This is a genomic window from Solicola agrisoli, assembly GCF_049059935.1.
Classification (GTDB): Bacteria; Actinomycetota; Actinomycetes; order Propionibacteriales; family Nocardioidaceae; genus JAURVT01.
The window spans coordinates 69603-92174 of sequence record NZ_JBMGQR010000003.1 but is presented as its reverse complement, the minus strand read 5'-3'; the positions used below and the strand labels follow the sequence as shown (position 1 = coordinate 92174).

Annotated in this window: 18 protein-coding genes; 16 read left to right on the top strand and 2 right to left on the bottom strand. The window is 72.5% G+C overall.

What is annotated here, in order from left to right:
- Positions 1–28: 28 nt before the first annotated feature.
- From ftsW to ACI6PP_RS02255, 10 genes are all read left to right on the top strand, one after another.
- Positions 29–1276 (top strand): putative lipid II flippase FtsW, encoded by a 1248-nt coding sequence (gene ftsW / locus ACI6PP_RS02300; protein WP_421108723.1) that lies wholly within the window; start codon positions 29–31, stop codon positions 1274–1276.
- Positions 1277–1278: 2 nt separating this feature from the next.
- Positions 1279–2364 carry an undecaprenyldiphospho-muramoylpentapeptide beta-N-acetylglucosaminyltransferase gene (gene murG, locus ACI6PP_RS02295; protein WP_421108721.1) on the top strand — a complete coding sequence of 362 codons (1086 nt, stop codon included), beginning with the start codon at positions 1279–1281 and terminating at the stop codon, positions 2362–2364.
- Complete coding sequence (gene murC / locus ACI6PP_RS02290; protein ID WP_421108719.1) at positions 2361–3767, top strand: UDP-N-acetylmuramate--L-alanine ligase; 1407 nt, start codon at positions 2361–2363, stop codon at positions 3765–3767. The genes murG and murC overlap by 4 nt, the downstream gene beginning before the upstream one ends.
- On the top strand, positions 3764–4492 hold the full coding sequence (locus ACI6PP_RS02285; RefSeq protein WP_421108718.1) for a cell division protein FtsQ/DivIB: 729 nt from the start codon (positions 3764–3766) through the stop codon (positions 4490–4492). Before murC ends, ACI6PP_RS02285 begins: the two co-directional genes overlap by 4 nt.
- Before the next feature lie 280 nt (positions 4493–4772).
- Positions 4773–6008, top strand: a complete 1236-nt coding sequence (gene ftsZ / locus ACI6PP_RS02280) for a cell division protein FtsZ (RefSeq protein WP_421108716.1) — start codon at positions 4773–4775, stop codon at positions 6006–6008.
- 25 nt (positions 6009–6033) lie between these two features.
- Positions 6034–6771 (top strand): purine nucleoside phosphorylase YfiH/LACC1 family protein, encoded by a 738-nt coding sequence (locus ACI6PP_RS02275; RefSeq protein WP_421108714.1) that lies wholly within the window; start codon positions 6034–6036, stop codon positions 6769–6771.
- A complete protein-coding gene (locus ACI6PP_RS02270) occupies positions 6768–7484 on the top strand; it encodes a YggS family pyridoxal phosphate-dependent enzyme (protein ID WP_421108712.1) in 717 nt (238 codons plus the stop codon). The genes ACI6PP_RS02275 and ACI6PP_RS02270 overlap by 4 nt, the downstream gene beginning before the upstream one ends.
- A gap of 86 nt (positions 7485–7570) precedes the next feature.
- The gene (locus ACI6PP_RS02265) at positions 7571–8062 is read left to right on the top strand and encodes a cell division protein SepF (RefSeq protein WP_421108710.1); all 492 of its coding nucleotides are present in this window, start codon (positions 7571–7573) and stop codon (positions 8060–8062) included.
- A 4-nt stretch (positions 8063–8066) separates the two neighbouring features.
- The gene (locus tag ACI6PP_RS02260) at positions 8067–8357 is read left to right on the top strand and encodes a YggT family protein (protein ID WP_421108709.1); all 291 of its coding nucleotides are present in this window, start codon (positions 8067–8069) and stop codon (positions 8355–8357) included.
- A gap of 118 nt (positions 8358–8475) precedes the next feature.
- Entirely contained in the window at positions 8476–9288 is an 813-nt protein-coding gene (locus ACI6PP_RS02255) for a DivIVA domain-containing protein (RefSeq protein ID WP_421108707.1), read from the top strand.
- 188 nt (positions 9289–9476) lie between these two features.
- On the opposite strand, the gene ileS is transcribed toward ACI6PP_RS02255, so the two are convergent.
- On the bottom strand, positions 9477–12647 hold the full coding sequence (gene ileS, locus ACI6PP_RS02250) for an isoleucine--tRNA ligase (RefSeq protein ID WP_421108705.1): 3171 nt from the start codon (positions 12645–12647) through the stop codon (positions 9477–9479).
- 376 nt (positions 12648–13023) lie between these two features.
- Here ileS and ACI6PP_RS02245 point away from each other — a divergent pair, with 376 nt between their 5' ends.
- The 6 genes from ACI6PP_RS02245 to ACI6PP_RS02220 all read left to right on the top strand — a co-directional run bounded on the left by ACI6PP_RS02245 (position 13024) and on the right by ACI6PP_RS02220 (position 21814).
- The gene (locus ACI6PP_RS02245) at positions 13024–14028 is read left to right on the top strand and encodes a TraR/DksA family transcriptional regulator (protein WP_421108703.1); all 1005 of its coding nucleotides are present in this window, start codon (positions 13024–13026) and stop codon (positions 14026–14028) included.
- On the top strand, positions 14001–14648 hold the full coding sequence (lspA, locus tag ACI6PP_RS02240; protein ID WP_421108701.1) for a signal peptidase II: 648 nt from the start codon (positions 14001–14003) through the stop codon (positions 14646–14648). The genes ACI6PP_RS02245 and lspA overlap by 28 nt, the downstream gene beginning before the upstream one ends.
- A complete protein-coding gene (locus ACI6PP_RS02235) occupies positions 14645–15589 on the top strand; it encodes an RluA family pseudouridine synthase (protein ID WP_421108700.1) in 945 nt (314 codons plus the stop codon). The genes lspA and ACI6PP_RS02235 overlap by 4 nt, the downstream gene beginning before the upstream one ends.
- A gap of 197 nt (positions 15590–15786) precedes the next feature.
- Positions 15787–19320 carry a DNA polymerase III subunit alpha gene (gene dnaE / locus ACI6PP_RS02230; protein ID WP_421108698.1) on the top strand — a complete coding sequence of 1178 codons (3534 nt, stop codon included), beginning with the start codon at positions 15787–15789 and terminating at the stop codon, positions 19318–19320.
- Positions 19317–19988, top strand: coding sequence for a hypothetical protein (locus ACI6PP_RS02225; protein WP_421108697.1), 672 nt, complete (start codon positions 19317–19319; stop codon positions 19986–19988). Before dnaE ends, ACI6PP_RS02225 begins: the two co-directional genes overlap by 4 nt.
- A gap of 74 nt (positions 19989–20062) precedes the next feature.
- A complete protein-coding gene (locus tag ACI6PP_RS02220; protein ID WP_421108695.1) occupies positions 20063–21814 on the top strand; it encodes a DUF3352 domain-containing protein in 1752 nt (583 codons plus the stop codon).
- A 244-nt stretch (positions 21815–22058) separates the two neighbouring features.
- Here the strand turns inward: ACI6PP_RS02220 and ybaK are convergent, their stop codons facing one another.
- On the bottom strand, positions 22059–22562 hold the full coding sequence (ybaK, locus tag ACI6PP_RS02215) for a Cys-tRNA(Pro) deacylase (protein ID WP_421108693.1): 504 nt from the start codon (positions 22560–22562) through the stop codon (positions 22059–22061).
- Positions 22563–22572 lie beyond the last annotated feature (10 nt).

Genomic DNA, 22572 nt, shown 5'->3' with positions numbered 1-22572 from the left:
GGCGGCCGACCCGCAGGAGGCCCCCGGCGTGAGCACCACCGCCCAGCGTCGCCCACCCCGCGAGCCCGGCGCCGCGTCGGCCTCGTGGTTCGCCGCGGTCCGCGAGGCGCTCGACCGCCCGCTCACCTCGTACCACCTGGTGCTCGGCGTCGGCACGCTGCTGCTCGCCCTCGGCGTCGTCATGGTGCAGAGCGCCAGCTCGGTCACCTCCTACACGACCTACGGCAGCTCCTGGTTCGTGTTCTCCAAGCAGATGATCTGGGTGGCGGCCGGGCTCCCGGCCGCGCTGGTCGCCTCGCGCCTGCCGCTGCGCGTGATCCGCCTCGCCGCCTACCCCGCCCTGGCGCTGGCGATCGTGCTGCTCGCCCTCACGTTCGTGCCGGGCCTCGGCGTCGAGGTCAACGGCAACCAGAACTGGCTGTCCTTCGGCGGGCCCTTCACCATCCAGCCCTCCGAGATCGCCAAGCTGGCGCTCGTGCTCTGGGTGGCCGACCTGTTCGCCCGCAAGGAGAAGGTGCTGCACGACCCCAAGCACCTGCTCGTCCCGATGCTGCCCGTCGCCCTCCTCGTCGCGATGATCGTCGTCGCCCAGCGCGACCTCGGCACCGCGCTCGTGCTGTTCGCGATCATCACCGGCCTGCTCTGGGTCGCCGGGCTGCCGATGAAGATCTTCGTCGTGTTCATGGGTGCGCTCGCCGCGGTCGTCACGTTCTTCGCGGCCAGCGACGAGGTGCGCGTCAAGCGGCTGCTCGGCTTCCGCGACCCGTTCGCCGACATCCACGACGGCGGCTGGCAGGCCGCGCACGGGCTGATGGGCCTGGCGTCCGGCCAGTTCTGGGGCGTCGGCCTCGGCGCCAGCCGGCAGAAGTGGGGCACGCTCCCCGAGGCGCACACCGACTTCATCTTCGCCGTGATCGGCGAGGAGCTCGGCCTGTTCGGCACGCTCGTGGTGCTCGCGCTGTTCGTCCTGCTGGCCTACTCCGGCCTGCGGATCGCCACCCGCACGACCGAGCCGTTCATCCGGTTCGCGGCCGCCGGCATCACCGTCTGGCTGCTCGCCCAGGCCTTGATCAACCTCGGTATGGTCCTCGGCGTGCTCCCGGTGATCGGCATCCCGCTCCCTCTGATCTCCTACGGCGGGTCGGCGCTGCTGCCCACCCTGGTGGCCATCGGGCTGCTGGTCGGGTTCGCCCGCCGCGAGCCCGGCGCGCAGGCCGCGCTCAAGGCGGCCAAGCGCCGTCGGTCCGCCCCGTCGCAGCCCGCTCGGGGGCGCTGAGCGTGGCCCCTCGCGTCCTGCTCGCCGGTGGCGGCACCGCCGGTCACACGTCCCCGCTGCTCGCCACCGCCGCCGCGCTCACCGAGATCGACGCCGACGTCGAGATCACCTGCCTCGGCACCCCGCGCGGGCTCGAGGTCGACCTCGTCCCCGCGGCGGGCTACCCGCTCGAGCTGGTGCCCCCGGTGCCGCTGCCGCGCCGCCCGAGCAAGGACCTCGCGCTGCTGCCGCTCAACCTGCGCCGCGCCGTCCGCGACACCGCCCGCGTCTTCGACCGGGTGGAGCCCGACGTCGTCGTCGGCTTCGGCGGGTACGTGTCGGTGCCGGCCTACCTGGCGGCCCGTCGCCGCAAGCTGCCGATCGTCGTCCACGAGGGCAACGCGCTGCCGGGCGTCGCCAACAAGCTGGGCGCCCGGTTCACCCGGCACGTCGCCACCAGCTTCCCCGACACCGACCTCGCGCACGCCCGCTTCATCGGCCTGCCGATCCGTCGTGCCATCTCCTCGCTCGACCGCGCCGCCACCCGCGCGGAGGGACGCGAGGCGTTCGGCCTCGACGCCGACCGTCCGACGCTGCTCGTCACCGGCGGCTCGCAGGGCGCCCGCAGCATCAACCACGCGGTGTCGGGCGCGTCCCGGGCGCTGGCCGACGCCGGCGTGCAGGTGCTGCACGTCGCCGGACGCACCGACGAGGTCGAGCCGTCGCGCGTCGCCGGCGACCCGCCCTACCAGGTGCGCGGCTTCGTCGACCGGATGGACCTCGCCTACGCCGCCGCCGACCTCGTGCTCTGCCGCTCCGGCGCCAACACCGTCACCGAGGTGTCGTCGGTGGGCCTGCCCGCCGTCTTCGTCCCGCTGCCCCACGGCAACGGCGAGCAGGCGCTCAACGCGCACGCCGTGGTCGAGGCCGGGGGAGCGCTGCTCATCGACGACGACGCCCTCGTGCCCGAGTGGATCGAGAACGTCGTCGTGCGCCTCGTGACCGACCCCGCCCGGCTCGCGCACATGTCGCGGGCCGCCTCGGGCCTGGTGCCGAACGACGCCGACGTCGTCCTCGCGCAGATGGTGCTCGCGGCGGTGCGGTCGTGAGGCTCGAGGTGCCGCTGGCAGTCCTGCCTCCCGAGGAGCTCGGACGCGTGCACCTCGTCGGGATCGGCGGCGCCGGGCTGTCGGCGATCGCCCGGCTGCTGATGCGCCGCGGCGTGCCCGTCAGCGGCAGCGACGGCCAGGACTCCGTCGTGCTGCGCGCGCTCGCCGCCGAGGGGGCCCGCACGTTCGTCGGCCACGACGCCTCGCAGGTCGAGGGCGTCGACACGCTCGTGGTGTCCACCGCCGTCCGCGAGGACAACCCCGAGGTCGTCGAGGCACGTCGCCTGGGCCTGCGGCTCTACCCGCGCTCGGCCGGCCTGCTGTCCTTGATGCTCGGCCGGTCCGTGATCGCCGTGGCCGGCACCCACGGCAAGACCACCACCACCTCGATGCTCACCTCCGCGCTGCTGGAGGCCGGGCTCGACCCCACCTACGCCATCGGCGCCGAGGTGGCCACGCTCGGCGGCAACGCCGGGGGTGACGGCGAGCCGTTCGTCGCCGAGGCCGACGAGAGCGACGGCGCGTTCCTGGAGTACCGCCCGCACGGGGCCGTCGTCACCAACGTCGACGCCGACCACCTCGACACCTGGGGCACCGAGGAGGCCTACGAGGCCGCCTTCGCCGACTTCGTCGCCCGGGTGGAGGACGACGGGTTCGTCGTCGCCGTCACCGACGACCCGGGCGCGGCCCGCCTGGCCGACCTCGCCCGCGGGCGCGGGCTGCGCGTCGTGGGCGTGGGAACCACCCCCGACGCCGACCTCCGCGCCACCGACCTGCACCCCGCCGACGGCGGCACCACGTTCGCCGTCGAGCGCGCGGGGGAGCGGCTCGGCACCGTCACGCTCGCCGTCCCGGGGCGCCACTACGTCCTCGACGCCCTCGCCGCGCTGGCCGCCGGTCTCGAGACGGGCGCGCCCTTCGACGCGCTGGCCGTGGGGCTCGGACGGCACGCCGGCGCGCGACGACGGATGGAGCGCATCGGCGAGGCGGCGGGCGTCCGGGTCTACGACTCCTACGCGCACCACCCCACCGAGATCGTCGGCGACCTCGAGGCGGCGCGCTCGCTGGCCGGCGACGGACGACTCGTCGTCGCCTACCAGCCGCACCTGGTGAGCCGCACCCGTCTGTTCGGGGCCCGGATGGGCGAGGCGCTCGGCGGCGCCGACGTCGTCGTGGTGGCCGACCTCTACCTCGCCCGCGAGGACCCCGACCCGGCCGTCACGTCCGCGCTGGTCCTCGACGCCGTCCCCGCAGGCACCGAGGCGCACGCCGGACGTCCGCTGCCCGAGCTGGCCGAGCAGCTGCACGGGCTCGCCCGACCCGGCGACCTCGTCCTCACCCTCGGCGCCGGCGACGTCACCACCGTCGCCCCCGCTCTGCTCGGGCTGCTGGAGCGGTCGTGAGCGGCCTCGGCCTCGACCGGTTCCGCCGTCGGCGCCAGGCCGTCCGCCGGCGCCGCTGGTGGCCCTGGGTGGTCGGCGTGCTCGTCGTCGCGGTGCTCGCGGCCGGTACCTGGGCGGTGGGCTTCTCCACCCTGCTCTCGGCCCGCCAGGTGCAGGTCGAGGGTCTCGACACCCTGTCGATCGCCGACGTGCGGCGCGAGGCCGCGGTGGCGTCCACCACCCCGCTCGCGCGCGTCGACACCGACGCCGTGGTGCGACGCGTCGAGCAGATGCCGCGCGTCCGCGAGGTCACCGTCACCCGCGCCTGGCCGCGCACCCTGGTGGTCGACGTGCGCGAGCGGCAGGCCGTCGCCGTCGTCCGCGAGGGCGACACCATCCGCGGCCTCGACACCGAGGGCGTGCTGTTCCGCACCTACGACAGCGCCCCGAAGCGGCTGCCCAGCGTCACCCTCACGTCCGAGGGAGGCGAGTCGGCACGCACCGACGCGCTGCGCGAGATCGCGCGCGTCGTCACCGCCCTCGACCCCGAGGTCGCACGGCGCGTGCAGCGCGTCCAGGCCTCCAGCATGGACGCCATCACCCTGGTGCTCAGCGGCGGCGACCAGGTGCGGTGGGGGAGCGCGTCGCAGTCAGCCCGCAAGGCCGAGGTGCTCCTCCCGCTGCTCGAGGTGCCCGCCAAGGTCTACGACGTCAGCGCCCCTGCCCGCCCCACCACCCGCACCTGACGCCTGCGGTCGCGGTTGCCGACGGGAGAATCGGCGTATGGCCACCCCACGCGGCCATACGCCGATTCCCGCCGTCGCCAACGGTGGGTGAGGGCGGTGCCCGTCGCCGCGACGCGTCCCGAACCACATCCGTGCAATTCACAGCCGCCACACCCGCGTGTCGGCGCCGCGGGGCGCGTGCGCGTCCGTAGCGTTCCTCTCATCAGCAACCTGACATAACTATAACCCTCTACTTGAGCGTGAGAGTTGAGGGACACCCCGTGACACGAGAGGGCACACCGTGGCTGCTCAGAACTACCTGGCCGTGATCAAGGTCGTCGGCATCGGCGGCGGCGGGGTGAACGCCGTCAACCGGATGATCGAGGTCGGTCTCAAGGGCGTCGAGTTCATCGCGATCAACACCGACGCGCAGGCGCTGCTCATGAGCGACGCCGACGTCAAGCTCGACATCGGTCGCGAGCTCACCCGGGGCCTCGGCGCCGGCGCCAACCCCGAGACCGGCACCCAGGCCGCCGACGACCACGCGGACGACATCGAGGAGGTCCTCAAGGGGGCCGACATGGTGTTCGTCACTGCGGGCGAGGGCGGCGGCACCGGCACCGGGGGCGCGCCCGTCGTGGCCCGCATCGCCCGGTCGCTCGGCGCGCTCACCATCGGCGTCGTCACCCGCCCCTTCGCGTTCGAGGGTCGCCGCCGCGCGAACCAGGCCGACGAGGGCATCGAGCAGCTGCGCGAGGAGGTCGACACCCTCATCGTCATCCCGAACGACCGGCTGCTGTCGATCAGCGACCGCAACGTCAGCGTGCTCGACGCGTTCAAGCAGGCCGACCAGGTGCTGCTGCAGGGCGTCTCGGGCATCACCGACCTGATCACCACGCCCGGCCTGATCAACCTCGACTTCGCCGACGTCAAGTCGGTCATGTCCGACGCCGGCTCGGCGCTCATGGGCATCGGCTCGGCCCGCGGCGACGACCGCGCCGTCGCCGCCGCCGAGATGGCGGTGTCCAGCCCGCTGCTCGAGGCCTCGATCGACGGCGCGCACGGCGTCCTGCTCTCGATCGCCGGCGGCTCCGACCTCGGCCTGTTCGAGATCAACGAGGCCGCCGCGCTGGTCAGCCAGTCCGCGCACGAGGAGGCCAACATCATCTTCGGTGCCGTCATCGACGACGCCCTGGGTGACGAGGTCCGCGTCACGGTCATCGCGGCCGGCTTCGACGGCGGCACGCCCAAGCGTCGCGACACCTCGCAGCCCGCGCTGCGTCGCGAGAGCCTCCCGCAGCGCCCCGAGCCCCGCGGCGAGCAGCCGCGTCGCACCGACGGCGAGGACACCGCGCCCGTCCAGGTCGACCGTCCGCGCCAGCCCGTGCCGGTCGGCGTCGGCGGCGGCCAGGCCCCGTCGCAGGACGGCCCCCGCGGCGAGCGCCCGAACGGCCAGCCCGCGCAGCGCACGTTCCAGCGTCCCGCCCCGCGGCAGGACGACGGCGACGACCTCGACATCCCCGACTTCCTGAAGTAGGGAGCCGGTAGGGGACACTGGCCGGGTGTTCGCGTACCACCAGCAGACCGGCCCGATCGACCTCGCGTTCACCGACCGCCACGACGGCGTCAGCGGTGGCGCGTGGTCGTCGTTGAACCTCGGCACGAGCAACGGCGACGACCCCGACCGGGTCGCCACCAACCTGGGGGCGGCGGCGGAGGCGTTCGACGTCCCCGCCGCCCGGGTGGTGCGGATGAGCCAGTTCCACGGCCGCGACGTCGCCGTCGTCGACGCCCGCACCCCGAGCGGCCCCGTCCCGGTGGCCGACGCGCTCGTCACGGCCGACCCCGGCGTCGCGCTGCTCGTCCGGGTCGCCGACTGCACGCCCGTCGTGCTCGCCGACGCGGCCGCCGGCGTGGTCGGCGTGGTGCACGCCGGGCGGCCGGGCATGGTCATCGACGTCGCCGGTGCGGCCGTCGAGCAGATGCGGGCCCTCGGGGCCACCAGCATCGAGGGCTGGCTGGGTCCGCGGGCCTGCGGCGCCTGCTACGAGGTGCCCGAGCAGATGCGCGACGAGGTCGCCGCCGTCGAGCCGACCTCCTGGTCCACCACCTCGTGGGGCACGCCGGCCCTCGACGTCGCCGCGGGCGTGCGAGCCCAGCTCGAGCGACGCGACGTCCGGGTCACCGACCTCGCCGACACCTCCTCGATGTGCACGATGGAGGACGAGCGCTTCTTCTCCTACCGCCGTCAGGGCCAGCAGTCGGGCCGGCTCGGCGCGCTCGTCCGGGTGCGGGCGTGAGCCGCCGCGACGACCTCGCCGCCGGCCTGGCCGAGGTCGAGCAGCGGCTGGTGGCCGCCTGCGAGGCGGCCGGCCGGTCCCGTGACGAGGTCACGCTCGTCGTCGTCACCAAGACCTACCCCGCCAGCGACGTCGTGCTCCTGGCCGAGCTGGGCGTCACGGACGTGGGCGAGAACCGTCACCCCGAGGCCGGGCGCAAGCGCGAGGAGGTGCTCGCCGCCGGTCACGAGCTTCGCTGGCACTTCGTCGGCGCGATCCAGTCCAAGAAGGCCTCGGCGATCGGGTCGTACGCCGACGTCGTGCACTCGCTCGACCGCGCCAAGCTGGTCAACGGCCTGTCCAACGGCGCCGACCGTGCCGGTCGTGAGGTCGAGGTGCTCGTCCAGGTGAGCCTGGACGACCCCGAGGACGAGCACGCCGCCGCCGAGCGTGCGGGCGCCGACCCCGCCGAGGTGCCCGCGCTGGCCGACGCCGTCGACGCCGCCGACGGGCTGGTGCTGCGCGGCGTGATGGGGGTCGCCCCGCTGGACGTCGACCCCCTGCCGGCGTTCGCCGAGCTGGCCCGGGTGGCCGCGCAGGTGCGGGCCGCGCACCCCCGGGCCGACGTGCTGTCGGCCGGCATGAGCGGCGACCTCGAGCAGGCCGTCGCGTCGGGCGCGACACACGTGCGTGTCGGGCGCGCCGTGCTCGGTGAGCGTGCTCCCACCCGATAGTGTGAGCGCGCGGGCCGGAGGTCCGTCGGAGCAGTTCACGTGTAGGCATTGCGGCGACGAGCCGCGGACCCGGAGGTCAACGGACCATGGCTGGCGCAATGCGCAAGGTGGGTGAGTACCTCGGCCTCGTCGAGCAGGCGGGCTGGGACGACGACGTCGACGGCTCGCCCGACAACGAGACCGCCCGCGACACGCGTCCGGCCGCCCGTCCGGTGCGCGCCGTCCGCGACGACGAGCACGCCCCCGTCGCTAGGCTCGACGACCGCCGCCCCGTCGCGGCACCGGCCCCGCAGGTCGAGCTGACTCGCATCACCACGCTGCACCCGCGCACCTACAACGAGGCGCGCACGCTCGGTGAGCACTTCCGCGAGGGCATCCCGGTCATCATGGACCTCTCGGAGATGGACGACAGCGACGCCAAGCGTCTCGTCGACTTCGCCGCCGGCCTGGTGTTCGCCGTCCACGGCACCATCGAGCGGGTGACGAGCAAGGTCTTCCTGCTCTCGCCGGCCAACGTCACGGTCGCGGCGGAGGAGAAGCAGCGCCTCGCCGAGGGCGGCTTCTTCAACCAGAGCTGACCGCATGACACAAGTCGGCAGCCTGATCTCGTTCGTCCTCGGGATCGCCATCTTCATCCTCATCGCCCGGTTCGTCCTCGACTGGGTGCAGATGCTCGCGCGCTCGTGGAGCCCGCGCGGCCCGATCCTCGTCCTGTGCGAGATCATCTACTCGGCCACCGACCCGCCGCTGCGGTTCGTGCGCCGTTTCATCCCGCCCGTGCGCCTCGGCGCCATGGCGCTGGACCTGTCACCGATGGTGCTGCTCATCGCGCTGTACCTTCTGGTGATCATCAACAACCGAGTCTTCTTCTGACCCGCGCCGCACGCCCCTGACGTGCGGCGCCGACCTGCGGGTCCGATTGCTTTTCCCCCCGACGGACGGAGTACGGTGTGAGCGACATGTCCAACCGAAACGATGCCGAGGTGAAGTCATGCCGCTGACGCCTGAGGACGTGCGCAACAAGCGTTTCACGCCTGTTCGTCTGCGCGAGGGCTACGACATGGGCGAGGTCGACCAGTTCCTCGACGAGGTCGAGGCCGAGCTCGAGCGGCTGACCAACGAGAACGAGGACCTGCGCAGCAAGCTCGCTGCCGCCTCGTCCAGCCCGGCCCCCCAGTCCGCGCCCGAGGAGACGCGCGCCATCCAGGCGCCGACCCCCGAGCCCGAGCCGGAGCCCGAGCCCGTCGTGCAGCAGGCGCCCCCGCCGGCCCCGGCGCCCGAGCCCACGCCGGCCCCCGTGGTCGCCGCGGCCGCGCCGACCCCGGCCCGTGCGTCCGTCGCCGAGGCGTCCAGCGCCGCGGCTCGTCTGCTCGAGATCGCGACGAACAACGCCGACGAGCTCGTCGAGGGTGCCAAGAACGAGGCCGACCGCATCGTCGGCGAGGCCCGCACCAAGGCCGAGCGCTTGGAGAACGAGTCGCGCGGCAAGGCCGACCGGCTCGAGACCGAGGCACGCATGCGCGCGCAGAAGCTCGACTCCGAGACCGCCGAGCGTCGTCAGCAGGCCTTCGGCCGCATCGAGAAGGAGCGCGACGAGCTCCAGCGCGAGATCGAGCACCTGCGCTCGTTCGAGCGTGAGTACCGCAGCCGCCTGAAGAACTACTTCCAGTCGCAGCTCGCGTCGCTCGAGGGCCAGGAGGCCATGCCGAGCGAGACGCTGCCGGGCAGCAGCAGCGGCTCCACCGAGCACACGCCCAAGCGCCTCAAGTCGCTGTTCGGCGAGGACGACTCCTCGCACGGCTGACGCACCCGCGCACACGAAGGGGCACCATCCCGCCAGGGATGGTGCCCCTTCGTCGTCCCCGCGTCCTTTCCATCCCCATCGTCGAGTGGCGCAACCCTCCCGCCGAGCGGCGCAAGTTCGTCGGCTACCGACCGGTAGACCGTCAGGTTTGCGCCACTCGGCGGGGGGGCTGCGCCACTCGGCGGGCGTCAGGCCCGGGCGAGCACGAACGCCACGCCGAGGTCGGCATCGGTGACCGCGTCGGCACCGAGCTCGTCGGCCGAGGCGGCCTCGTCGAACGAGGTCGCGAGCACCTCCTCGGCCACCTCGGCGCCGTGGGCGCGCAGGCCCTCGCCGACGGGGCCGGTGGCGTGCCAGCGGACGGTGATCCGGTCGCTGACCTCCAGCCCCGCGTTCTTGCGGGCCTCTTGCAGCAGCCGGACCGCCTCGCGGGCGTGGCCGGCGCGGACGAGGTCGTCGTCGAGGTCGAGGTCGAGGGCGACGGTCTCGCCCTGGTCGTTGACCACCGACCAGCCCTCACGGGGGCGCTCGGCGACGATGACGTCGTCGGCGTCCACCTCGACGTCCTCGCCCTCGACCACCACGGTCGCGCGGCCGTCGGCGGCCAGCGCGGCGGCCAGGGCCGCGGCGTCGGTCTCGGCGATGGCGGCCGCGACCACCGGGGTGCGCTTGCCGTGCTTCTTGCCCAGGGCGCGGAAGTTGCCCTTGGCCGAGTGGTCGACGAGGTCGCCGCCGGCGTCGCCGAGCGACTCGAGGGCCTGCACGTTGAGCTCGGCGCACACCTCGGCGCGCAGCTCCTCGCCCAGGCGCGACCAGGCGCCCGAGCCGACGAGCGCCCGACGCAGCGGCTGACGCGTGCGGACCTTGGCCTCGGCGCGCGCCGCGCGTCCCAGCTCGGTCACTCGACGGGCGAGGGCGACGCTCGCGTCCAGGCCGTCGGTGAGCTGGGAGGTGTCGGCGACGGGCCACGTCGACAGGTGGACCGAGTCGGGCGCGGCGTCGTCGACGGGGCGCACCAGGTCCTGCCACACGCGCTCGGTGGTGAACGGCACCAGCGGCGCCATCAGCCGGGTGAGCACCTCGAGCGACTCGTGCAGCGTGGTGAGCGCGGCGGGGTCGCCGGCCCAGAAGCGGCGGCGCGAGCGACGCACGTACCAGTTGGACAGGTCGTCGACGAAGGCCGCGACGGCGCCGCCGGCCCGCTGGGTCTCGAACCGCTCGAGCGCCTCGGTGACGTCGCCGACGAGCCGTTGGGTGCGGTCGGCGAGCCAGCGGTCGAGCACGGGACGCTCGGCCAGCGGCGGGCCGCCGTCGGACGGCGTCCAGCCGGCGCTGCGGGCGTAGAGCACGTGGAACGCGACGGTGTTCCAGTACGTCAGCAGCACCTTGCGGACGATCTCCTGCAGCGCGGTGTGCCCGATGCGGCGGGCCGACCAGGGCGAGCCGGACGCGGCCATGAACCAGCGCAGGGCGTCGGCGCCGTGCTCGTCCATGAGCGGCATGGGCAGCAGGATGTTGCCCAGGTGCTTGGACATCTTGCGGCCGTCCTCGGCCAGGATGTGGCCCAGGCAGACGACGTTCTCGTACGAGCTGCGGTCGAAGACCAGCGTCGAGACGGCCATCAGCGAGTAGAACCAGCCGCGCGTCTGGTCGATCGCCTCGCAGATGTACTGCGCGGGGAACGCGCGCTCGAACTCGACGTCCGATCCGGGCGCGTGCGGGTAGCCCCACTGCGCGAAGGGCATCGAGCCGGAGTCGAACCACGCGTCGATCACCTCGGGCACGCGACGGTAGGTGCCCGCGACGCCGTCGCGGGTGAACGTGACCTCGTCGATGAAGGGACGGTGCGGGTCGAGGTCGGCGAGGTCGCGGCCCGTCAGCTCCGACAGCTGCGCCAGCGACTCGACCACCACGACGTCGGACGGGTCGTCCTCGTTGCGCCAGATGGGCAGGGGAGTGCCCCAGAACCGGTTGCGCGACAGCGCCCAGTCGACGTTGTTCTCCAGCCAGTCGCCGTAGCGGCCCCACTGGATCGTCTCGGGGAACCAGCTGGTGTCGGCGTTCTCGCGCATCAGCGCGTCCTTGGCCGCCGTCGTGCGGACGTACCAGGCGGGCTGCGCGTAGTACATGAGCGGCGTGTGGCACCGCCAGCAGTGCGGGTAGGAGTGCTCGTACGGCACGTGTCGGAACAGCAGCCCGCGCGCGTCGAGGTCGGCGACGAGCACCTCGTCGGCCTTCTTGAAGAACGCCCCGCCGACGAGCGGGAGCGCGGCGTCGAAGGTGCCGTCGGGTCCGATCGGGTTGACGACGGGCAGGCCGTACGAGCGGCACAGCTCGAGGTCGTCGGCACCGAACGCCGGCGCCTCGTGCACGACGCCCGAGCCGTCCTCGGTGGTGACGAAGTCGGCGGCCAGCACGGTGTGGACCGGTGCGTCGGTCTCGGGGAACTCGAGCAGGTCGAACGGGCGGACGTACGGCGTGCCCACCAGGTCGCGTCCGACGAACGTCTCGAGCACCGTGGAGTCCTCGCCGAGCACCCGCTCGCGCAGCGCCTCGGCGACCACCAGCAGCTCGCCGTCGCCAGTGCGGGCCACGACGTAGTCGACGTCGGGGTTGACCGCGCACGCGGTGTTGGAGACCAGCGTCCAGGGCGTGGTGGTCCAGACCAGCAGCGCCAGGCCGTCGTGACGGGCGGCGAGGTCGCCGCTCGCGACCGGGAACCGGACGTACACCGACGGGTCGACGACGGTCTCGTAGCCCTGCGCCAGCTCGTGGTCGGACAGGGCGGTGCCGCAGCGCGGGCAGTACGGGGCGACGCGGTGCGACTCAACGAGCAGGCCCTTGGCGTGGATCTGGCCCAGCGCCCACCAGACGCTCTGGACGTAGGAGGAGTCCATCGTCCGGTAGGGCGCGTCGGTGTCGACCCAGTAGCCCATGCGCTCGGTCATCTGCTCGAACTGGCCGACGTTGCGCTGGACCGCCTCGCGGCAGCGGGCGTTGAACTCGGCGATGCCGAACGCCTCGATGTCGGGCTTGCCGTTGAAGCCCAGCTCCTTCTCGACCGCGATCTCGACGGGCAGGCCGTGGCAGTCCCAGCCGGCCTTGCGCTCGACGAGGTGCCCCTGCATGGTCTTGAACCGCGGGAAGACGTCCTTGAACACCCGCGCCTCGACGTGGTGGGTGCCCGGCACGCCATTGGCGGTGGGCGGCCCCTCGTAGAACGTCCAGCGGGGTGCGTCGGCGCCCGCCTCGAGGGTGCGCTCGAAGGTGCGCTCGTCACGCCAGAGCTCGAGGATCTCGCGCTCGAGCTGCGGCAGGTCGACGTGCGCGGGGACGGGACGGTAGCCCTGGGCTGCCATGCGGTGATCTCCTCGTCGGTGGAGCCGGGGGCTCGGTGACGAAGGGACGATCGGCGCTGCTCGCGCCTCCCGCGGTACCACCCTCCTTGACGCCGGTGTGCCGGCGCCCGCTCCAGGTCGTCGCTGCGGGGTCTAGTGAGCGGGCGTCCCGCCGTTCTTCCCGCGGCTCGGGGGTGATGGCCCCGTCGACGCCGTGCGACTCCTCCCATCCTACGAGGGCGCCGAAGCGCGACGCGACGGGGTTTGACCCCGTCGTGGATGCCGGTTTTCTCCCGCGCAGCGGCGAGGCCTGTTGCCGTCACCGGCCCTGGTGCCTAGTGTCGCGCGCACGACAAGACCTTCGCGGTCCACGCGACGGTCGCTCGAAGGAGCCGACATGGCCAAGGCACAGCCGAAGAAGGGCGCGGTCGCACGGGGTGCGGCGGCGTTGAGGGGGGCGGCTCGCAAGGTCGGGGGACGTCGGACGGGGGCCTCCACCGAGACCGTCGTCGAGCACGCGCCGTCCGCCCCGAAGGCCCCGGCGAAGAAGGCGGCGGTGAAGAAGGCCGCGCCGGCGACGAAGGCCGCGACCAAGAAGACCGCTGCCGCGTCCAAGGCCGCGCCGGCGAAGAAGTCCCCGCCGGCCAAGAAGGCGGCGACCAAGAAGGCTGCTGCCGCGACGAAGGCGGCGCCGGCGAAGAAGACGGCGACCAAGAACACCGCTGCCGCGACGAAGGCAACACCGGCCAAGAAGGCGGCGGCGAAGAAGACCACCGCGGCGAAGAAGACCGCGGTGACGAAGGCCGCACCGGCGAAGAAGACCGCGGTGACGAAGGCCGCACCGGCCAAGAAGGAGGCTGGTCGGGCGAAGAAGGCCACCACCGGGAAGACTGTGCCGGTGACCACCACCGTCCCGCCCCGCGAGCCCGCGGAGAGCAAGACCCCAGCCAAGAAGTCCGCCACCAGGAAGACCGCCGCGAAGAAGGCGCCCGCCGCGAAGGCCGAGCCGACCGCGCTGGTCGTCAAGGCCGACGAGGAGCCCTGGACCGACGCCGAGCTGGCCGAGGTCCGTGGCGAGCTGGAGGCCGACCGCGACCGGCTGGTGGGCGAGATCACCACCGCCGAGCGCGACCTCGCCGACTTCCTCGCCGGGGGCGTCGACGGCGCCGGCAACGACCAGGCCGACGTCGGCTCCAACAGCCTCGAGCGCGACTCCGAGATGTCGCTGGCGGCCAACCACCGCGACATGCTCGAGCAGACCGAGAAGGCGCTGCACAGCATCGAGGCCGGCACCTACGGCCAGTGCGAGAGCTGCGGCAACCCCATCGGCAAGATGAGGTTGATGGCGTTCCCGCGTGCAACACTGTGCATGCCATGCAAACAGCGCGAGGAGCGTCGCTGAACCCCAGCGACGACGACAGGACCGAGTCCCAGGACCCCACGTCCGCACCTCCCCGGAGGCGTCGGCTGCGGCTCTTCGCCCTGGTGCTCGTCACGGTCTACGTCGTCGACCTCGTCACCAAGATCGTCGCGGTCGACCGGCTCGAGGGGCGTCCGCCCGTCGAGGTGGTCCCCGGCGTCCTCGACCTCACGCTGATCCGCAACCCCGGTGCCGCGTTCGGCATGGCCACCGGCTTCACGATCGTGCTCAGCGCGATCGCGATCGTCGTGTGCGTCGTCGTCGCGGTCGTGGCCCGACGCCTGCGCAGCGCGGTCTGGGCCCTGGCGCTCGGGCTGCTGCTCGGCGGCGCGCTCGGCAACCTCACCGACCGCATGTTCCGCCAGCCCGGGCCGCTGCGCGGGCACGTGATCGACTTCCTCGCCCTGCCCAACTGGCCGGTGTTCAACATCGCCGACTCCAGCATCGTCGTCGCCGCCTGCCTGGTCGCGCTCCAGTCGTTCCGCGGCATCGGCGTCGACGGCCGCAAGGTCTCCGACGACGCGAAGACCGGTGACGCGAAGGCCGACGCCCCCACGAAGGACGAGCCGGCTGCCGGCCCGTCCAAGGACTCGTCGGAGTGAGCGACCAGGTCGAGCTCGAGACCCGGACCTTCTACGTCCCCGACGGACTGGCCGGCGAGCGCATCGACGCCGCCCTGGCCCGCCTGCTCGGCGTCTCGCGCACCCGCGCCGCCGACCTCGTCGCCGACTCCCACGTGCAGCTGGACGGCTCGGTGCCCGCCAAGTCCGAGCGCGTCGTCGGCGGGTCGCTGCTCGAGGTGAGCATCCCGCACGAGCGTGACGTCGCCGAGATCGTGCCCCACGTCGTCGAGGACATGGTGGTCGTGCACGACGACGAGGACCTCGTCGTCGTCGACAAGCCCGCCGGCGTCGCCGCCCACCCCAGCGTGGGGTGGAACGGGCCGACGGTCGTCGGCCACCTGGCCGGGGCCGGGTTCCGCATCTCCACCTCGGGGGCCGCCGAGCGCCGTGGCATCGTCCACCGCCTCGACGTCGGCACCAGCGGCCTGATGGCCGTCGCGAAGTCCGAGATGGCCTACACCGCCCTCAAGCGCGCCTTCAAGGAGCGCGAGGTCGACAAGACCTATCACGCGCTGGTGCAGGGCCACCCCGACCCGCTCCAGGGCACCGTCGACGCCCCGATCGGACGCCACCCGCGCCACGACTGGCGCTTCGCCGTGATCGCCGACGGCCGGCCCAGCGTCACCCACTACGACACGCTCGAGGCGCACCGGTTCGCGAGCCTGCTGCAGGTGGGCCTGGAGACCGGCCGCACCCACCAGATCCGCGTCCACATGAGCGCGCTCAAGCACCCCTGCGTCGGCGACATCCAGTACGGGGCCGACCCCACCCTGTCGGCGCGCGTCGGCCTGGAGCGCCAGTGGCTGCACGCCGTCGGCCTCGGCTTCGAGCACCCGCGCACGGGGGAGCACGTGACGTTCACCTCGGAGTACCACGCCGACCTCCAGCACGCCCTGGACGTCGTCCGCTCGAGCTCCTGAGCGACCTGCCGACGTCGGTCGCGGTCGAGGGTGTCCTACCCCGGACGTAGGCTTCGCGAAGGTAGGGTTGGGGTCCTTCCCCGGCACCTCCTGACGACGCCCCCGCGGCGCTCGGCAGCCGGTCGTCGCGACCCCGGTCGCACCCGTAGGACACCGCACTGATCAACGCCCGGAGCCAGTCGAGGAGGCCCCCACGCATGGCGAGTGACTCGTCGTTCGTGCACCTGCACGTCCACACCGAATACTCGATGCTGGACGGTGCCGCGCGCCTGTCGGAGATGTTCGAGCGCACGTCCGACCTCGGCATGTCGGCGATCGCGATGACCGACCACGGCAACGTGTTCGGCGCCCACGAGTTCTACCGCAAGGCGCGGGCCGCGGGTGTCAAGCCGATCATCGGCATGGAGGCCTACCTCACCCCGAACACCCACCGCGGCGAGCGCAAGCGCGTCCGTTGGAACAAGGGTGGCGGCGACGACGTCTCCGGTGGTGGCGCGTTCACGCACATGACGCTGCTCGCGCAGTCCACCGCCGGCATGCACAACCTGTTCCGCCTGGCGTCGCGGTCGAGCATCGAGGGCTTCTTCTACAAGCCCCGCGCCGACCGCGAGCTGCTCAGCGAGTACGCAGACGGCCTGATCGGCACCACCGGCTGCCCGTCGGGCGAGGTGCAGACCTGGCTGCGCATCGGCGACTACGCCAAGGCGCGCGAGTCCGCCGCGGAGTTCCAGCAGATCTTCGGCAAGGAGAACTACTTCCTCGAGCTGATGGACCACGGCCTCGACATCGAGACCCGGGTCCGCGAGGACCTCCTCAAGCTCTCCAAGGACCTCGGCATCCCGCCGATCGCCACCAACGACTCGCACTACACGCATCCCGACGACGCCGTCGCCCACGACGCGCTGCTGTGCGTGCAGTCCGGCAGCACCCTGGCCGACCCCAACCGGTTCAAGTTCGGCGGCGACGGCTACTACATCAAGTCGCCCGCCGAGATGCGCTCGCTGTGGGAGGACAAGTACGACCTCAAGGACGCGTGCGACAACACGCTGCTCATCGCCGAGCGGTGCGAGGTCGAGTTCGACGAGTCGGCCAACTACATGCCGCGCTTCCCCTGCCCGCCGGGGGAGGACGAGTCGTCCTGGCTGATCAAGGAGGTCGACCGCGGCCTCAAGGTGCGCTACCCCGACGGCATCTCCGAGGAGGTGCGGGCGCGCGCCGACTTCGAGACCGAGGTCATCCTCTCGATGGGGTTCCCCGGCTACTTCCTGGTGGTCGCCGACTTCATCAACTGGGCCAAGGAGCACGGCATCCGCGTCGGCCCCGGCCGCGGCTCCGGTGCCGGGTCGATCGTGGCGTACGCGATGCGCATCACCGACCTCGACCCGCTCGTCCACGGCCTGATCTTCGAGCGGTTCCTCAACCCCGACCGCGTCTCGATGCCCGACTTCGACATCGACTTCGACGAGCGCCGCCGCGGCGAGGTCATCCGCTACGTCTCGGACAAGTACGGCGACGACCGCGTCTCGCAGATCGTCACCTACGGCACGATCAAGGCCAAGCAGGCCGTCAAGGACGCCTCGCGCGTGCTCGGCTACCCCTTCTCGATGGGCGAGCAGCTCACCAAGGCCATGCCGCCGTCGGTGATGGGCAAGGACGTGCCGCTGCGCGACATCTTCGACACCGGGCACAAGCGCTACCACGAGGGCGGCGAGTTCCGGGCCCTCTACGACTCCAACGCCGACATCAAGAAGGTCGTCGACACCGCCACCGGCCTCGAGGGCCTCAAGCGCCAGTGGGGCGTGCACGCCGCCGGCGTCATCATGAGCAGCGAGCCCCTGCTCGACATCATCCCGATCATGAAGCGGGAGCAGGACGGCGCGATCATCACGCAGTTCGACTACCCGACGTGCGAGTCGCTCGGCCTGATCAAGATGGACTTCCTCGGGCTCCGCAACCTCACGGTGCTCGACGACGCCCTCGACAACATCCGCGGCAACCGCGACGTCGAGGTGGTCCTGGAGGACCTCACCTTCGACGACCGGGCCACGTTCGAGCTGATGGCCCGCGGCGACACGCTCGGCGTCTTCCAGCTCGACGGCGGCCCCATGCGCGCCCTGCTGCGCAGCATGCGTCCCGACGTGTTCGAGGACATCTCGGCCGTCGGCGCGCTGTACCGCCCCGGCCCGATGGGCGCGGACTCGCACAACAAGTACGCCCGGCGCAAGAACGGGCGCGAGCCCGTCGAGCCGATCCACCCCGAGCTGGCCGAGCCGCTCCAGGAGATCCTCGGCGAGACCTACGGCCTGATCGTGTACCAGGAGCAGGTCATGGCCATCGCGCAGAAGCTGGCCGGGTACTCCCTCGGCCAGGCCGACATCCTGCGCCGCGCGATGGGCAAGAAGAAGAAGGAGGAGCTCGACAAGCAGTTCGCGGGCTTCTCCGAGGGCATGGTGTCCAACGGCTACTCGATGGCCGCGGTCAAGACCCTGTGGGAGATCCTGCTCCCGTTCTCGGACTACGCGTTCAACAAGGCGCACTCGGCCGCCTACGGACTGGTCTCGTACTGGACGGCCTACCTCAAGGCGAACTTCCCGGCCGAGTACATGGCCGCCCTGCTCACCAGCGTCCGCGGCGACAAGGACAAGTCGGCGATCTACCTCAACGAGTGCCGGCGCATGGGCATCAAGGTGCTGCCCCCCGACGTCAACGACTCCGACGCCAACTTCACCGCCGTCGGCGTCGACATCCGCTTCGGCATGGGCGCGGTGCGCAACGTCGGCGCCAACGTGGTGGCCGGCATCGTCGAGGCGCGCGAGGAGCACGGTGCGTACACCGACTTCGCCGACTTCATGGACAAGGTCCCCACGCTGGTGTGCAACAAGCGGGTGATCGAGTCGCTGGCCAAGGCCGGCGCGTTCGACTCGCTGAAGCACCACCGCCGTGCCATCGTCGCCATCCACGAGGACGCCGTCGACCAGTACGTCGACATCAAGCGCAACGAGGCCATCGGGCAGGACAGCCTGTTCGGGGCCTTCGGCGACGACGACGGCGGGTTCGCGGGCGTCTCGGTCAAGGTCCCCGACATCGACGAGTGGGACAAGACGACGCTGCTCGCGCACGAGCGCGAGATGCTCGGGCTCTACGTGTCCGACCACCCGCTGTTCGGCCTGGAGCACCTGCTGTCGCAGTCCAGCGACTGCACCATCGGCGACCTGCTCACCGACGAGTCGCGCGGCGACGGCGCACCGATCCAGATCAGCGGGCTGATCACGGGCGTGCAGCGCAAGCTCACCAAGAAGGGCGACACCTGGGCGCTCATCACGCTCGAGGACCTCGAGGGCGTCGTCAACGTGATGCTGTTCCCCTCGGCCTACTCGCTCGCGGCCCCCATGCTCGTCGAGGACGCCGTGGTCACCGTCAAGGGACGCATCAAGCGCAAGGAAGACGTCCCCGAGATCACCGCCAACGAGCTGACGATGCCCGACCTCACCAAGGGCAACGCCGGACCCGTGGTGATCTCGCTGTCGGCCACGCGCTGCACCGGGCCCACCGTCGGACAGCTCAAGGAGGTGCTCGCCACCTACCCCGGCATGACCGAGGTGCACCTGCGGCTGCAGAGCGGCGTCAGCACCAAGCTGATGCGGCTCGACCAGCGGCTCCGGGTCACGCCGAGCCCCTCGTTGATGGCCGACCTCAAGGCGTTGCTCGGCCCGAGCTGCCTCGCCTCGTGAGCGAGCCCTGGATCCGCCTCACCCCCCTCGTGCCGCGCACGCCACGCCTGCCGTGGCGCCCGGTCGCGGTGACCGTCGTGCTGTTCGTCGTCGCGTCGCTGGCCGCCGGCGTGGTCTGGGAGCACCTGGCGTCGCCGCCGGGCTGGGTCGTGTCGCAGGGGGAGGGCTACCGGGCCGGCGTCGAGGAGAGCACCGCCCAGTTCGGCGTGGTCGCCTGGTTCGTCGCGTGCTCGGCCGTCCCCGCGCTGCTGCTCGGCGTGGGGCTCGCGTGGCGCCTGCACCGGCTGAGCTGGCCGTTCGTCCTGCTCCTGACGGTCGTCTCGTCGCTGGCGTCGCTCGTCACCTGGCGGCTCGGTGTGCTCCTCGGGCCCGCCGACCCCACCGGCACCTTCTCCGGCCTGGCCGACGGCACCCGCGTGCCCGGCGCCATGGAGCTCGACGCGCACGGCGCGCTGCTCGTGTGGCCGGTCGCGACGCTCCTCGGCGTCGTGCTCGTCGTGGCGTTCCTCGTGCCCGAGACCGAGGAGCCCGAGATCGGCGCCGACGAGCCCGACCAGGGGTGGGCGGGCTTCGCGCCCGACCCCGAACCGGGACGAGACGGACGCGGCGGCACGGTCTGGACCCACCGGCCCGCCGGACCCGCGCCCGCAGACCCCCGGAACCCCTAGCCTGGTGCGCGCGTCGGAGCGTCGAGCACGCACGACCGCCGCGCCTGCACGATCGCTGACCAGGGGGATCCACCATGTCGAACGACCAGCCGCCGTACGGCCCGCCTCAGGGCTGGGGCCAGGACCCGAAGCAGGGCCCGCAGTGGGGGCCGCCGCAGCAGCCCGGCCAGCAGGGCTGGGGTTCGCAGGGCCAGCCCCAGCAGGGGTGGGGCCAGCAGGGCCAGGGACAGCCGGGCTGGGGTCCGCAGGGGTACGGGCAGCAGGGGTACGCCCAGCAGGGCGGTCCCCAGGGTCACTACGGCCCCGGTGACCAGTGGTCGACCGCGCAGCAGGGCCCGCCGCCGCGTCGCCGCAAGGGCCTGTGGATCGGCGGGGCCGCCGCGGCGACCGCCGTCGTCCTGGTCGGCGGGGGCGTGTTCGCGTTCCAGCAGGTGCTGGGCGGCGGTGGAGCCCAGCCCGCCGAGGCCATCCCCGACACCGCGGTCGCCTACGCACGCATCGACCTCGACCCGTCGGCCGGCCAGAAGATCAACATCCTGCGCCTGCTGAACCGCCTGCCCGACTTCTCCGAGGAGACCGGCATCGACGACGAGGACGCCGACCTGCGCAAGGTGCTGTTCGAGCAGACCCTCGGCAAGCAGGACTGCGACGTCGACTACGAGCAGGACGTCGAGCCCTGGATCGGCGACCGCGCCGGCGTCGCCGCGCTTCCCGGTGACGGCGACGAGCCCACCCCGCTGGTCGTCCTCCAGGTCACCGACCGCGACGCCGCCCGCGACGGCGTCAAGGCCCTGGCGGCCTGCGACGGCTCCGGGGACGAGACCGGCTACGACTTCGTGGGCGACTACCTGCTGGTCGCCGACAGCCAGCGGGCCGCCAGCAAGGCCGCGGACGACGCCGAGGCGAGCCCGCTGTCGCAGGACGACACCTTCTCGGCCGACATGGCCGAGCTCGGCGAGCAGGGAGTCGCGTCCGCGTGGGGCGACCTGGAGGGCCTGGCGAAGATCGCCGGTGCCGACGCCGACGACCTCGCGCTGGCCAAGGAGCAGGGCCTGACCTCGGCCGCCCTCGCCCTGCGCGCCGGCAGCGACTACATCGAGGTGGCCTCGGCCGCCCGCGTCACCGACGCCGCGTCCGCCGACACCGACGAGCGCTCCCAGGTCGGCCAGATGCCCGACGACACCGTCGCCGCGGTCGGGTTCGCCGGCGGTGGCAAGGCCGTCGAGCAGGGCTGGAAGGCGTTCGAGGAGGCACTGGCCGGCACGCCCGGGTTCGCCGCCGACCTCGACGAGATCGAGTCGGGCACCGGCCTGAGCTTCCCCGGCGACCTCGTCACGCTGTTCGGCGACAACCTCACCCTCGCCGTCGGCGAGCGCGGCCTCGACGGGCTGGGCAACCTGCAGGACCCGTCCGGTCTGCGGTCGCTCGACGTCGGCCTGCGGTCGGTGACCGACGCCGACGAGCTGACCTCGGTGATCGGCAACCTCAACCGCCTCGTCGGCCAGGCCGGCGTGCCCGAGCTCGTGACGAAGGAGAGCGACGACGGCCTCGTCGTCGCCACCAACGACGACTGGGCCGGCAAGCTCGCCGAGGGAGGCTCGCTCGGAGACACCGACGCGTTCACCAAGGTCGTCCCCGACGGCGACGACGCCGTGGGGGTGCTCTACGTCGACGCCGACAAGGTGTCCGACGTGGTCGGCTCCGTCGGAGGCTCCGACGCCGCCGAGGCCAAGAAGTACCTCGACCCCGTCCGCGCCATCGGCTTCTCCGTCGGCGCCCCCGACGGCGACTACACCTCCGGCAGCCTCCGGGTCTCCTTCGACTGACCGCGATCCGCCGCTCCGCGCGCATCGATCCGTCAGTTCGTGCGCATCGATCCGTCAGTTCGTGCGCATCGATCCGTCGATCGCGGCGGGCGTCGCGTCCTTCCGGTTCCTCGATCCGTCAGCTCGGCAGCATCGATCCGCTCGGAACCTCCCACCGGACCGTGGGCGGTGGGGCGGATCGATGCCGCCGAACGGACGGATCGAGTCCCGTCCTGGCGGACGTCGGAGCGTGGGTTGCTCCCGCTTATCGGCTGACGGGCTTGGCGACTGCCGACACCGTGGCCGAGGTGAGCTGGACCAGGTCCTGTGGGCTGAGCTCGAGGTCGAGGCCTCGTCTACCGCCTGACACCAGGACGGTGTCGAAGGTGGTGGCGGAGGAGTCGACGACGGTGGGCAGGGGGCGCTTCTGGGCGAGGGGGGAGATGCCTCCGACGACGTAGCCGCTGCTGCGCTCGGCGGCGGAGGGGTCGGCCATCTGGGCCTTCTTCGCGCCCAGGGCGCGGGCGACGGCCTTGAGGTCGAGCAGGGAGTCGACCGGCACCACCGCCACGGCGAGGGCGCCGTCGGCGTCGACCACGAGGGTCTTGAAGACCCGGGCCGCCTCGACGCCGAGCGCCTCGGCGGCCTCGAGCCCGAACGACTCCGCCCGCGGGTCGTGGTCGTAGGCGCGGACGGCGAACGTCACGCCCGCGCGCTCCAGCAGGACGGTGGCCGGGGTGCCGGCCGACGCGTCGCGCCGCTTGCCCACGGTCGGCGGC